This is a genomic window from Qipengyuania sp. YIM B01966 (assembly GCF_016461955.1).
Taxonomy (GTDB): Bacteria; Pseudomonadota; Alphaproteobacteria; order Sphingomonadales; family Sphingomonadaceae; genus QFOP01.
The window spans coordinates 105693-118443 of the sequence record NZ_JADMNM010000004.1; the positions used below are offsets into that span (position 1 = coordinate 105693).

15 protein-coding genes and 1 tRNA gene are annotated in these 12751 nt (G+C 68.2%); 7 read left to right on the forward strand and 9 right to left on the reverse strand.

The genetic code is table 11. The annotated features are described in order from the left end of the window. Window position 1: 1 nt before the first annotated feature. The 3 genes from cysD to ILT46_RS06715 are packed head-to-tail and all read left to right on the forward strand — an operon-like array spanning window position 2 to window position 3575. A complete protein-coding gene (cysD, locus tag ILT46_RS06705) occupies window positions 2-907 on the forward strand; it encodes a sulfate adenylyltransferase subunit CysD (RefSeq protein ID WP_199503859.1) in 906 nt (301 codons plus the stop codon). Then, window positions 907-2829, forward strand: coding sequence for a sulfate adenylyltransferase subunit CysN (cysN, locus tag ILT46_RS06710; protein ID WP_199503860.1), 1923 nt, complete (start codon window positions 907-909; stop codon window positions 2827-2829). Before cysD ends, cysN begins: the two co-directional genes overlap by 1 nt. Beyond that, entirely contained in the window at window positions 2826-3575 is a 750-nt protein-coding gene (locus ILT46_RS06715; RefSeq protein ID WP_199503861.1) for a 3'(2'),5'-bisphosphate nucleotidase CysQ, read from the forward strand. The genes cysN and ILT46_RS06715 overlap by 4 nt, the downstream gene beginning before the upstream one ends. Here ILT46_RS06715 and ILT46_RS06720 read toward each other — a convergent pair. From ILT46_RS06720 to ILT46_RS06750, 7 genes are read right to left on the reverse strand one after another with little or no spacing between them, the layout of a single operon-like run. Next, a complete protein-coding gene (locus ILT46_RS06720) occupies window positions 3567-4499 on the reverse strand; it encodes a bifunctional riboflavin kinase/FAD synthetase (protein ID WP_199503862.1) in 933 nt (310 codons plus the stop codon). The genes ILT46_RS06715 and ILT46_RS06720 overlap by 9 nt on opposite strands. Then, the gene (locus tag ILT46_RS06725) at window positions 4496-5662 is read right to left on the reverse strand and encodes a dipeptidase (protein ID WP_199503863.1); all 1167 of its coding nucleotides are present in this window, start codon (window positions 5660-5662) and stop codon (window positions 4496-4498) included. Before ILT46_RS06725 ends, ILT46_RS06720 begins: the two co-directional genes overlap by 4 nt. Next, on the reverse strand, window positions 5659-6174 hold the full coding sequence (locus ILT46_RS06730; RefSeq protein WP_199503864.1) for a dihydrofolate reductase: 516 nt from the start codon (window positions 6172-6174) through the stop codon (window positions 5659-5661). Before ILT46_RS06730 ends, ILT46_RS06725 begins: the two co-directional genes overlap by 4 nt. Further along, window positions 6171-7226, reverse strand: coding sequence for a 5-(carboxyamino)imidazole ribonucleotide synthase (locus ILT46_RS06735; RefSeq protein WP_199503865.1), 1056 nt, complete (start codon window positions 7224-7226; stop codon window positions 6171-6173). Before ILT46_RS06735 ends, ILT46_RS06730 begins: the two co-directional genes overlap by 4 nt. Before the next feature lie 6 nt (window positions 7227-7232). After that, on the reverse strand, window positions 7233-7724 hold the full coding sequence (purE, locus tag ILT46_RS06740) for a 5-(carboxyamino)imidazole ribonucleotide mutase (RefSeq protein ID WP_370592366.1): 492 nt from the start codon (window positions 7722-7724) through the stop codon (window positions 7233-7235). 1 nt (window position 7725) lies between these two features. Continuing rightward, window positions 7726-8412, reverse strand: a complete 687-nt coding sequence (gene gpmA, locus ILT46_RS06745) for a 2,3-diphosphoglycerate-dependent phosphoglycerate mutase (RefSeq protein ID WP_199503960.1) — start codon at window positions 8410-8412, stop codon at window positions 7726-7728. Window positions 8413-8461: 49 nt separating this feature from the next. After that, entirely contained in the window at window positions 8462-8626 is a 165-nt protein-coding gene (locus ILT46_RS06750) for a hypothetical protein (protein ID WP_199503866.1), read from the reverse strand. Window positions 8627-8732: 106 nt separating this feature from the next. On the opposite strand from ILT46_RS06750, the gene ILT46_RS06755 reads away from it, so the two are divergent. Together ILT46_RS06755 and ILT46_RS06760 are read left to right on the forward strand one after the other, a co-directional pair. Further along, a tRNA-Thr gene (locus tag ILT46_RS06755) sits at window positions 8733-8807 on the forward strand. A 61-nt stretch (window positions 8808-8868) separates the two neighbouring features. After that, entirely contained in the window at window positions 8869-9690 is an 822-nt protein-coding gene (locus tag ILT46_RS06760) for an FAS1-like dehydratase domain-containing protein (RefSeq protein ID WP_199503867.1), read from the forward strand. Window positions 9691-9693: 3 nt separating this feature from the next. On the opposite strand, the gene ILT46_RS06765 is transcribed toward ILT46_RS06760, so the two are convergent. Further along, entirely contained in the window at window positions 9694-9990 is a 297-nt protein-coding gene (locus ILT46_RS06765; protein ID WP_370592367.1) for a GNAT family N-acetyltransferase, read from the reverse strand. A 49-nt stretch (window positions 9991-10039) separates the two neighbouring features. On the opposite strand from ILT46_RS06765, the gene ILT46_RS06770 reads away from it, so the two are divergent. Together ILT46_RS06770 and ILT46_RS06775 are read left to right on the forward strand one after the other, a co-directional pair. Continuing rightward, window positions 10040-11035, forward strand: coding sequence for a threonine aldolase family protein (locus ILT46_RS06770; RefSeq protein WP_199503869.1), 996 nt, complete (start codon window positions 10040-10042; stop codon window positions 11033-11035). Then, window positions 11032-11952 carry a DMT family transporter gene (locus ILT46_RS06775; RefSeq protein ID WP_199503870.1) on the forward strand — a complete coding sequence of 307 codons (921 nt, stop codon included), beginning with the start codon at window positions 11032-11034 and terminating at the stop codon, window positions 11950-11952. Before ILT46_RS06770 ends, ILT46_RS06775 begins: the two co-directional genes overlap by 4 nt. On the opposite strand, the gene ILT46_RS06780 is transcribed toward ILT46_RS06775, so the two are convergent. Continuing rightward, a complete protein-coding gene (locus tag ILT46_RS06780) occupies window positions 11949-12734 on the reverse strand; it encodes an SDR family NAD(P)-dependent oxidoreductase (protein ID WP_199503871.1) in 786 nt (261 codons plus the stop codon). The two genes, ILT46_RS06775 and ILT46_RS06780, sit on opposite strands and share 4 nt — an antisense overlap. Window positions 12735-12751 lie beyond the last annotated feature (17 nt).

Genomic DNA, 12751 nt, shown 5'->3' on the forward strand with positions numbered 1-12751 from the left:
CATGACGGTTCGGCTGACACATCTCGAACGGCTGGAAGCTGAAAGCATCCACATCATGCGAGAGGTGGTGGCCGAAGCGCAGCGACCGGTGATGCTCTATTCGGTGGGCAAGGATTCGGCCGTCATGCTGCATCTGGCGCGCAAGGCATTTCACCCCGCGCCGCCGCCCTTCCCGCTGCTACACGTCGATACTACCTGGAAATTCCGGGCGATGTACGATCTTCGCGATCACGCGGCCAAGGCGGCGGGGATGGAATTGCTGGTCTGGCACAATCCCGAAGCGGCCGAACGCGGCATCAACCCGTTCGATCACGGCGCGCTCCACACCGATATGTGGAAGACGCAGGGGCTGAAGCAGGGGCTCGACCATTACGGGTTCGATGCGGCATTCGGCGGCGCGCGGCGGGACGAGGAAAAGAGCCGGGCGAAGGAGCGCGTGTTCTCGTTCCGCTCGGCGAGCCATGGCTGGGATCCGAAGAACCAGCGGCCCGAATTGTGGAACCTCTACAACGCCCGCAAGGGCAAGGGCGAGAGCATCAGGGTGTTTCCGCTGTCCAACTGGACCGAGCTCGACATCTGGCAATATATCATGGCCGAGGGGATCGAGATCGTCCCGCTCTATCTCGCCGCCCCGCGCCCCGTGGTGGAGCGCGACGGGATGCTGCTGATGGTCGATGATGACCGCTTCCGGCTCGCGGCGGGGGAGGAACCCACGATGCGCTCGATCCGCTTCCGCACGCTCGGCTGCTACCCGCTCACCGGCGCCGTCGAGAGCGAAGCGGCCACCCTGGAAGAGGTCGTGCGCGAAATGCTTCTCACCACCACCAGCGAACGGCAGGGCCGCGCGATCGACCGCGAGGAGGGCGCTGCCTCGATGGAGAAGAAGAAGCAGGAGGGGTATTTCTGATGGGCACCCCGTCCTACGAGGCCGACGGGCTGATTGCCGAGGATATCGGCGCCTATCTCGCCCAGCACCAGAACAAGGACCTGCTGCGCTTCATCACCTGCGGCAGCGTCGATGATGGCAAGAGCACGCTGATCGGCCGGCTGCTCTATGATTCCAAGATGATCTTCGAAGATCACCTTGCCGCGCTGGAGGAAGACAGCCGGCGGATCGGCACGCATGGGCAGGAGATCGATTTCGCGCTGCTCGTCGACGGGCTCGCCGCCGAGCGCGAACAGGGCATCACGATCGACGTTGCCTATCGCTTCTTCGCGACCGAGAAACGCAAGTTCATCGTCGCCGATACGCCCGGGCACGAGCAGTATACCCGCAACATGATCACCGGCGCGTCCACCGCCGATGCGGCCGTGATCCTGGTCGATGCGCGCAAGGGAATCCTGACGCAGACCCGGCGGCATTCCTTCCTCGCCCACCTGATCGGCGTGCAGCACATGGTGCTGGCGGTGAACAAGATGGACCTGGTCGGTTACGACGAGGAGAGCTTCGCCGCGATCGTTGCCGATTACCGCGCCTTTGCCGCCGCAATCGGGATTACCGAGTTCACCGCGATCCCGATCTCGGGCTTTCGCGGCGACAATATCACCGCCGCCCCGTCCGCCAACACGCCGTGGTATAGCGGGCCCAGCCTCATCGCCCATCTCGAAAGCCTGCCGCTCGCCAGCGAGGCCGCGCAGAGCCGCCCCCTCAGGATGCCGGTGCAGTGGGTCAACCGCCCCAATCTCGACTTTCGCGGCTTTGCCGGGCTGATCGCCGCCGGCACCGCGCAGCCGGGCGACCGGGTGCGGATCGTCCCTTCGGGCAAGACCAGCACCATCGCCAGCATCGAGACTTTCGCCGGCGCGCAGCCCAGCGCGGTCGCCGGGCAGGCGGTGACGCTGACGCTGGCGGACGAGGTCGATTGCAGCCGCGGCGATGTGATCGCCAGCGCCGACGACCCGCCGCAGAGCGCCGATCAGTTCGAGGGGACATTGGTCTGGCTGGCCGACGACGCGCTGATCCCCGGGCGCGGTTACTGGCTGAAGCTGGCGACGCAGACCGTGACCGCAACCATTGCCGAGCCGAAATACGAGATCGACGTCAACACGCTCGACCATCTTGCCGCCAAGACACTCGGCCTCAACGCGATCGGCGTTGCCGAAGTGACGACCGAGCGGCCGATCACCTTCGAACCCTATGCCGACAGCCGCACGCTGGGCGGGTTCATCCTGATCGACAAGCTGACCAATGCGACCGTCGCTGCCGGGATGATTCATTTCAGCCTGCGGCGGGCGCAGAATGTCCACTGGCAGGCGGTCGATATCGCGCCGGGCCAGCGTGCGGCGATGAAGAACCAGCGCCCGGCCGTACTGTGGTTCACCGGCCTGTCCGGCTCGGGCAAATCGACGATCGCCAATCTGGTCGACAAGCGGCTGTTCCGGATGAACCGGCATACCTATCTGCTCGATGGCGACAATGTCCGTCACGGGCTCAACAAGGATCTGGGCTTCACCGAAGCCGACCGGATCGAGAATATCCGCCGCGTGGGCGAAGTGGCCCGGCTGATGGCCGATGCCGGCCTCATCGTCATAACCGCCTTCATCAGCCCGTTCCGCGCCGAACGCGACATGGTCCGAGCGCTGATCCCCGAAGGCGATTTCATCGAGGTCCATATCGACACGCCGCTGGCCGTCGCCGAAGCGCGCGACGAGAAGGGCCTCTATGCCAAGGCGCGCATCGGGGAATTGAAGAATTTCACCGGGATCGACAGCCCATATGAGGAACCCGAGCGGCCGGAAATCCGCATCGACACCACCGCGATGAGCGCCGACGAGGCTGCCGCGCTGATCGTCGATCATCTGCTCGACCGGAGGGGCCGGCTGGCATGAGCGGGGCAGAGAGCGACGCCGCACTGGCCGCGCGGCTGGCGGGCGAGGCAGGGCGGCTGCTGCTGGCGCTGCGCGAACGGGGCGAGTTTTCCGGCAAGGCGCTGGGCGCGGAAGGTGACCGGCAGGCCAATGCGCTGCTGCTCGATGCGCTCGCCACCGCCCGGCCCGATGATGCGGTGCTGTCGGAAGAGAGCGCCGATGACGGCACCCGGCTGGCGCAGCAACGCGTGTGGATCATCGACCCGCTCGACGGGACGCGCGAATATGGCGAGGGGCGCAGCGACTGGGCAGTCCATGTCGGGCTGGCGGTTGACGGCACCGCGCAGACCGGCGCCGTGGCGCTTCCGGGGCTGGGCGGGCTGGTGCTGGCGAGCGCTCCGGTAACGCCCTTGCCGCCGCCGCATGGCGGGCCGCCGCGCATGCTGGTCAGCCGCACGCGCCCTGCGGCCGAAGCAGTCGCGGTGGCCGAGCGGCTGGGCGCCGAACTGGTGCCGATGGGCAGCGCCGGGGCCAAGGCGATGGCGGTCGTCCGCGGCGAAGCGGACATCTACCTTCATTCGGGCGGGCAATATGAATGGGACAATTGCGCGCCCGTAGCGGTCGCGGCGGCGCATGGCCTCCATTGTTCGCGGATCGACGGGTCGCCGCTTATCTACAACCAGCGCGATGTGTCGCTGCCCGATCTGCTGATCTGCCGCCCTGAATTCTCGGCTGAGGTGCTGGCGCTGGTGCGCGAGCTAGGCTGACGCCAGCAGCCGGCGCGCTTCGGCGCAATCGGCATCCATCTGCCGGGTCAGCGCCTCCAGCGTGTCGAACTTCGCCTCGGACCGCAGGAAGTGGCGGAAGGCGATCTCGATTTCCTGCCCGTAAAGGTCGCCCGCAAAGTCGAAGAAAAAGGGTTCGAGCAACTCGCGCGGCGGGTCGAAGCTGGGGCGGATGCCGATATTCGCCGCGCCCGCCAGCTGCTGCCGGGTGGCGAGCACCGTGCCCGTAACGGCGTAGATCCCGTAATGCGGGCGCAGATAATCCTCGAGCTCGAGATTGGCGGTGGGATAGCCGATGGTCCGCCCGCGCTTGTCGCCATGGACCACGATCCCGCGCACCGCATAGGGCCGCGTCAGCAGCCGTGCGGCCTCCACCGGGTCGCCGTCGCGCAGTGCCTGGCGGATGCGACTCGACGAGATCGGCGCACCGCAATCCATCACCGGGGCCACCGCGCGGGTGGCGATGCCGTTTTGCGATGCCAGATCGGCGAGCACCTGCCGGTTGCCCGCGCGCCCCTTGCCGAAAGTGAAATCCTCGCCGGTAACGATCCCGGCCACGCCTAGATGGCGGTGCATCAGCTGGCTGACGAAATCCTCGGCCGTGGTCCCGGCGAGCGCGGCGTCGAAATGCAGCACCAGCATCGCGCTCGCCCCAGCGGCGAGATAGAGTTCCTGGCGCTGTTCCAGCGTCGTCAGCGTGAACGGGGCCGCATCGGGCTGGAAATATCGCACCGGGTGCGGGTCGAAGGTGGCGATGATCGCGGGGCGCCCTTCGGCTCGTGCCCAGGCGATCGCCTCGCCCGCGACTGCCTGATGGCCGAGGTGAAAGCCGTCGAAATTGCCCAGTGCGATGATCGCCCCGCGCAAGGGTTCGGGCAGCGGCTCGCGGTGGTCGAGCCACCTCATAGCGGTGCGATCCCGGCGCGGATCACCCGCAGCGCGTTCAGCCCCATTGCCTGGCGGATGTCCGCTTCGCTGAACCCTTCATCGAGCAGGGCCTGCGTCACTTGGGTTAGCTGGCTGGTATCGAAACGCGCGGTGATTGCCCCGTCATAATCGCTCCCCAGCGCGACATGATCGATGCCGACCAGATCGCGGATATGGCGCATCGCGCGCGCCGTATCGCGCGGGCTGGTGCCGCACACCGCGCCTTCCCAATAGCCGACACCGATGACCCCGCCCGTCGCCGCAACGCCGCGGATTTCCTCATCGCTGAGGTTGCGATTGACCTTGCAGGTTGCCTGCACCCCGCCATGGCTGGAGACGACCGGGCGGCGCGCGGCGGCGAGAATGTCGGCAACGCATGGATGGCTGCAATGGGCGATGTCGACGATCATCCCCAGCTGCTCCATCCGCGCCAGCACCTGCCGCCCTTTGGGGGTCAGGCCATAGCGCCGCTCGCCATGCATTGAGCCGGCAAGGTCGGTGTCGAAGAAATGCGTGAAGCCGGCCATGCGGAAGCCGGCGGCGTGCAGCCGGTCGAGATTGGCCGGATCGCCCTCGAGATTGTGCAGCCCCTCGATGCTTAGCAGCGCGCCGATCCCATTGCCCTTGATCGCCCGCCGACCCGCCAGGGCGTCGATGTCGTCCGGCTTGACGACCGGCAGCAACTGGTTGTTCGAGCCGGCCATCGCCCGGCGCAACTTCTCGGCGTGCCACAGCGAGCGTTCGAGCAGCGAGGTCCAGGTGCGCGGCGGCTGCAACTGGCCGATCACCAGCGGGGTGATGTTGTCGGTATCGCCGCTATTGCCGTCATAATTCATGCCCCTCGGGGTCTTGGTCACGCTGGAGAACACCTGCAGCGTGACATTGCCATCCTTCAGACGCGGCAGGTCCATATGGCCGCTCACCCGGTCGGACAGCAGGCTGCGCTGCCACATCAGCGTATCGGAATGGAGGTCGACGATGGTCAGCGTGGCGTGAAGCGCCCTCGCCCGCTCGCTGACCGGGATCAGAGGCAGCCCGTCGATCCTGTTCATTGGGTGCTCGGCAATGCGGGGGCCGAATGCGAAGAACCCGGCCAATGCGGCGAGCAGCAAGCCGAGGATGATCCATGCCGCGCGCTTCATCGCCGCACCAGCGTGACGAAGGAAAACGCGGGCTGCGCCCCCCTGGCGGGACGATCCGCGCGCGCCGTTTCCTGCCATTGAGCGCCCAGTGCGGGCATGGTCACATCGCCAATGTAGTCGCGGTGGATCTCAGTCAGTTCGACCCGCTCGGCCAGGGGCAGGGCGGCGGTGAACACGCCTGCCCCGCCGATCACCGCAATCGGGCCATCAGCCGCATGGCCGGCGGCAAGCGCCAGCGCGGCGGGCAGGCTGGCGGCCGTCTCGACCCCCTCGGCCTGCCACTCGGGATCGCGGGTCAATACGATATGTGGCCGGCCCGGCAACAGGCCGGGAAGCGATTCGAAGGTGCGGCGGCCCATCACCATCGGGTGGCCCATCGTCAGCCGCTTGAAATGGGCGAGGTCGGCCGGGATATGCCACGGCAGCGTGCCATCGGCGCCGATCACACCATTGGCGGCGCGGGCATAGATCAGGAACACACCACGCGGCGCGTTGGCGGCGGGGGCACTCATGCCAGCGTGATCCGCGTCACATGGCCCATCTTGCGCCCCTCGCGCGCCTCGTGCTTGCCGTAGAGATGCAGATGCGCGCCCGGCTCTGCCAGCACGACTTGCGCGTCAAGGGCGGCCGGGCCGATCAGATTGGTCATCACGACGGCGCGCGCGGTGGTTGTCGTATCACCCAGCGGCAGGCCGCAGATCGCGCGGATGTGGTTTTCGAACTGGCTGGTGACCGCACCCTCGATCGTCCAGTGCCCCGAATTGTGCACCCGCGGGGCCATTTCGTTGAACACCGGCCCGTAATCGGTGGCAAAGAACTCGAGCGTCAGCACCCCGACATAGCCGAGCGCGGCGGCAACCTTGGCCGCCAGCTCGCGCGCAGCGGGCACCTGCTCGACGATCAGCGGCGCCGCCGGCAGGCGCGAGGTGGCAAGGATGCCGTCCTGATGGTGGTTCTCGGCGCTGTCCCAGAACCGCACCGCGCCATCGCGCCCGCGCACCAGAATGACCGAAAATTCATGCGCGAACCGGACCAGGCCTTCATAGATCGCCGGCTGATCGGGCAGGCGCAATCCGTCTGCCTCATGCGCGCTGGCGATGCGCCATTGCCCCTTGCCGTCATAGCCCTCGCGCCGGGTCTTGAGGATGCCCGGCGCGCCGATCCGCTCGAGCGCGGCGGCAAGATCCTCGGCATCGTCGACCGCCGCCCACGGCGCGGGCTGGCCGCCCAGATCGGCGACGAACGCTTTTTCGTTCAGCCGGTCCTGCGCCACGGTCAGCGCGCGGGGATGCGGGGCGAGCTTGGCCTCAAACGGCGCGAGCGGCGCGGCGGGCACATTCTCGAATTCCAGCGTGATGATTTCGCACTCGGCCGCAAACGCCGCCAGCTTTTCGCAGTCGTCCCACGGTGCCACGGTGCAGCTTGCGGCCACTTCGGCGGCGACGCTATCGCCCTCGGGCGTATAGATATGGCAGCGATAGCCGAGCGGCGCGGCGGCCAGCGCCAGCATCCGGCCAAGCTGCCCGCCGCCCAGGATGCCGATCGTGCTGCCGGGTGAGAGCATCGCGGGTCAGGCTGGCCGTTCGGCTACCGCGCCCGTCTGCGCCGCGCGCCAGGCCTTCAGCCGCCCAGCCAGCGCCGGATCGCCGAGCGCCAGGATCGCGGCGGCAAACAGCCCCGCATTGGCCGCCCCCGCTTCGCCAATGGCGAAGGTCGCGGTGGGCACACCGGCGGGCATCTGGACGATCGAGAGCAGGCTGTCCTGCCCCGACAAAGCCTTGGACTGCACCGGCACGCCCAGCACCGGCAGATGGGTCAGCGCCGAGAGCATTCCCGGCAGATGCGCCGCCCCGCCCGCACCGGCGATGATGACCGCAAGGCCCGCGCCTTCCGCCTCGCGCGCAAAGGCATACATCCGGTCAGGCGTGCGGTGGGCCGAGACGATCCGCGCCTCGTAAGCCACCCCCAGCGCGTCGAGCATGGCGCCAGCGCGCTGCATGGTCGGCCAGTCGGACTGGCTGCCCATGACGATAGCGACCTTGGGCGCGGGCTGGGGCGGCACGTCAGAGATCCTTGAGATAGACCCGCTCGCCCGGCACCAGCGCCGCGTCGAACCGGTAGAGGATCGGCTGCCCGGTAGGGATTTCCAGCTCGGCAATCGCTTCGTCCGAAATGCCCGACAGATGCTTCACCAGCGCGCGCAGCGAATTGCCGTGGGCCGAGACGATCACCGTGCGCCCTTCGCCCAATGCCGGGCGGATCGCCGCCTCCCAATAAGGCAGCACGCGCTCGATCGTCAGCTTGAGGCTTTCAGCCGCAGGTACCGCCACCCCGGCATAGCGCGGATCGGCGCTGAGATCATACGCGCTGCCCGCTTCCAGCGCGGGCGGCGGGGTGTCGAAACTGCGGCGCCAGATATGCACCTGGTCATCGCCATGCCGGTCGCGGGTCTGCTGCTTGTCGAGCCCGGTCAGCCCGCCATAATGGCGTTCATTCAGCCGCCAGTCCTTGATTTCGGGAATCCACAGACGGCCGCATTCTTCCAGCGCATAATGCAGCGTCTTAATCGCGCGGGTCTGGAGCGAGGTGAAGGCGATATCGGGCAGCACGCCCTTATCCTTCAGCAATTGACCAGCAGCCTTCGCCTCGGCCACGCCCTTGTCGGTCAGATCGACATCCCACCAGCCGGTAAAGCGGTTTTCCAGGTTCCAGGCACTCTGGCCGTGGCGGACGAGGATCAGGTCGGGCAAGGTCAAGGCTCCGTCTATGGCCGGCCGTTCGAGGCGGGAGCACGCGCGGTTAGCTGTCCGGCGCGGCTTTGGGAAGGGCGGTGGCGGGATCGGCGGGCGCCCCTACGCCGGCTTCTTCCCCAGTTGCATCAAACGCGCGGGCCTGCGCCTTGCGGCGGCGCAGGTTCTCGCGCAGCTTGGCCGCCAGCCGTTCCTCGCGTGTCGCATTGCTCATGGGGGGATGTTTGGCGCACGCCCGGCAGCGGTGCAAGCGGCTTGACTTTACGCGGCCCCGCGCCAATAGCGCGCCCGCCCTCGCGCAGATTGGCGCGCGGCACGCTGCTGCTGTAGCTCAGTGGTAGAGCGCACCCTTGGTAAGGGTGAGGTCGGGAGTTCAATCCTCCCCAGCAGCACCATTTCTCCGCTTTGCCCCGACTGTCTTTGTGCCTAGGCCGCGTTGGCGAGGAGGCGGCGCATATGGCGGGCGAATGGGATCGGTGGATCGGCGGTGAGGCCGAGGGGTCGGACCTGTTGACGCAGGGACTGATCGACGGGTTTTGTGCCACGCTCGATCTCGACCATAGCGGCACGGTGGCTCCGCCCGGCCTCCACTGGTGCCTCGCCCCTGGTGCGGTGCCAACGGCGGCACTCGGGCCCGATGGCCACCCGCCCAAGGGCGATCTGCTGCCGCCGATCCCGCTACCCCGGCGGATGTGGGCGGCGAGCCGGCTCGAGTTTCTCGCCCCCCTGACCGCCGGCGCGCCGATCACCCGGCTGACGCGCGTCGTGTCGGCCAGCGGCAAGGAAGGGCGCAGCGGGCCGCTGGGATTTGTCGAACTCGCCATGGAAACACGCGCTGACGGCGTGCCGGCCGTGCGCGAGGTCCAGACGCTGGTCTATCGCGCAGCGGGCAGCGCGATGACGCCGCTACCCGGCGCGGACACGCCCGATCTGTCCGGCTGGGACGCGGTCCGCACGCTGACCCCCAACGAACCGATGCTCCTGCGTTTCTCGGCGCTGACCTTCAACGCTCACCGCATCCATTACGACCTGCCCTACACGCGCGAGGTCGAGCTCTATCCCGCGCTGCTGGTGCACGGCCCGCTGGTCGCCAGCCTGCTGCTCAATCACGCGGCGGCTGCCTTCGGTCCGCTGGCCAGCGCCAGCGTCCGCGCCATGGCCCCGGCCTTTTGCGGCCAGCCATTGCACCTCGCGGCAAGCAGTGCCGACGGCGAGATTACCCTGCGCGCCATTGGTGGCGACGGGCGCACCATTATGGAGGGCTTGGCGCGGCTCTAGCCGTCAGGCGCGCAGATCTGCCCACTCGGGATGCCGGCGGAACTGCGCCTCGACATAGGAGCATTGCGGGACAACCTTGAACCCTTCGGCCCGCGCATCCGCGATCAGCGCCTCGACCAGCGCCGCCGCCACGCCGCGCCCGCCGATTTCCGGCGGGACCAGCGTGTGATCCGCCACCCGCGCGCCGCCCCGATCTTTCCACGTCAGGCGGCCGACCGCATCCGATCCAGGCACCGCCGCGCGATATTCGCCGGTGGCGCCGTTATCATGATGAGTGATCTCGAAACTCTTGTCGGTCACGCGCTTTCTCCTTCTTGCAACCAACGCGCCGCCCGCTACGGGCGTTCCGATGCTTTTCCTGTCGGATAATGCCGCGCCGGTCCATCCGCGCATCTGGGACGCGCTGCGCGCTGCTGACGCGGCCGATGCGCCCTATGATGGCGATGGATTGTCGCAGCGGCTCGATGCGGCATTCTCGCAGCTGTTCGGGCGCGAATGCGCGGTCCTGTGGGCGGCCACCGGCACGGCCGCCAACTGCCTCGCGCTTGCCACGCTGGTCCCTCCGCATGGCGCCGTGATCTGCCACCGCGAAGCGCATATCGAGGTCGATGAAGGCGGCGCGCCGGGCTTCTACCTCCACGGCGCCAAGCTGTTGCTGGCCGATGGCGAAGGCGCGCTGCTGACGCCCGCCGCGATTGCGGCAGTGGCCGATCCGATCCGCGACGATGTCCACCAGGTGCAGCCGCACGCCGTCTCGATCACGCAGGCGAGCGAATATGGCCGCGCCTATCGCCCGGCCGAACTGGCCGCCATCGCCGCCGAATGCCGCCAGCGCGGGCTGGCGCTGCATATGGACGGGGCACGCTTTGCCAATGCCGCCGCCTTCCTCGGCTGCACGGCGGGCGAAGCGGCCGGCCCGGTCGATACGCTGGCTTTCGGCTGCATCAAGAACGGCGCGATGAGCTCCGAGGCGGTGCTGTTCTTCGACCCCGAACGCGCGGCGCTCGCCCGCTATCGCCGCAAGCGCGCCGGGCATCTCCAGTCCAAGGGCCGCTTTCTCGCCGCGCAATTGCTGGCGATGGTCGAAGGCGATCTGTGGCTTGCCAATGCGCGCGCCGCCAATGGCGCGGCGGCGGAGATCGCGGCGGGATGCGCCGACCGGCTGCTCCACCCGGTCGAAGCGAACGAGCTGTTCGTGCGCCTGACCCCGGCAGAGCGCGCCGCGCTGCGCGGGGCCGGTTTCGCCTTCTACGATTGGGGGCCGGAGGCGGCGCGATTTGTCACCGCCTGGAACACCACGCCCGAGGCCGCCGCCGCGCTCGCCCGCGCCATCGCCGGATTATGACCCCGCCGCCCGCGCGCGCCGGATTGTGGACGCCGCGCATCATCTTGCCGTTCCTGCTGACCGCGATGATCTGGGGCTCGACCTGGTATATCATTCGCGGGCAGATCGACGGGGTGCCGGCAATGTGGTCGATCGCCTGGCGCTTTGCGTTGGCCGCCCCGGCGATGGCGCTGCTGGCGATCGCAACCGGGAAGGGCCTGGCGATGCCGGCGCGCGCGCACCGGCTGGCGCTGGCGATGGGGCTGTTCCAGTTCTGTGGCAATTACGCCTTTGTCTATCATAGCGAGCATCATCTGACCTCGGGCATCGTCGCGCTGGTGATCGGGGTGATGTTCGTCCCCAACGCCCTGTTCGCGCAGTGGCTGCTGGGCGAGCGGGTGACGCGGCAATTCCTGCTCGGCAGCGGGGTGGCGCTGGCCGGCATCGCGCTGTTGCTGGTTAATGAAGCGCGCGCCGCGCCGCTCGGGGGCACAGTGTGGCTGGGCGGGCTGCTGGCGCTTGCGGGGATGCTGTCGGCCTCGCTCGCCAATGTCATCCAGGCCGGGCCCGCGGGGCGCGGGGTGCCGCTGATCAGCCTGCTCGCCTGGGCCATGGCCTATGGCGCGCTGATCGATATCGCCGCTGCCTGGGCCATCGCCGGGCCGCCGGTGGCGCCGGCCGCGCCGGAATACTGGCTCGGCACGGCGTGGCTGGCGCTGGCGGGCAGCGTGGTCACCTTCCCGCTATACTACAATCTGGTCCGCGAACTGGGTGCCGGGCGGGCGGCCTATAATGGCGTGCTGGTGGTGGTCATCGCCATGGCCGTTTCGACGCTGCTGGAAGGCTATCGTTGGTCATCCTTGGCCATGTTTGGCGCGCTGCTGTCTATCATTGGCATGGTTCTGGCGCTGCGTGCGCGGCAAATACGCACGGATTAGCCACCCGCTGCAAGGATCGCCGCAAGCCCTTCCCGATAAGTCGGAAAGGCCGGACGCCAGCCGAGCACCCGCCGCGCCTTGCCATTCGCCACCCGGCGGTTTTCGGCATAAAACCCTCGCGCCATCGGGGAAAGCTGCGCCTCTTCAAGCGTTCGCAGCGGCGGCAACGGCGCGCCGAGAAGGCGGCAGGCTTCCTCGACCACCGCATTCTGGCTCGCCGGTAGCTCGTCCGCGAAATTATAGGCCCCAGCCGGCCCGGTCAGGCCCGCGACCACGCCCGCGGCAAGATCATCGACATGGATACGGCTGAAGATTTGATGCGGCATATCAATGCGATGCGCGCTTCCCAACCGCACCCGGTCGAGCGCGCTGCGACCCGGCCCGTAAATGCCCGGCAGGCGAAACACTCTTCCCCCGCGCGCCAGCCAGGCAGCGTCGGCGGCGCTGCGATCGGCCCGGCGGCCATGCCCGGTCGGGGCGCTCTCATCGACCCAAGCGCCGCCCGTATCGCCATAGACGCCGGTCGAGGAGAGGTAGCCCAGCCATTCCACGCTACCCAGCTCCTCGCCGTAGCGGGCGAGCACGGGATCGCCCCCGTCAGCGGGCGGCACACTCGACAGGACATGGCTCGCCCCCTCCAGCGCCGCCCGCACCGCTGCCTCGTCGCCGAACGCCAGATCGCCCGCGCTGCCCGTGGCGCGTACCTCCCAGCCGCTGGCGGTGAGCAGCGCCGCAATCCGCTGCGCGCTGTAGCCGAGCCCGAAAATCACCATCCGCCCCATCACGCCCTCTCTAGCCG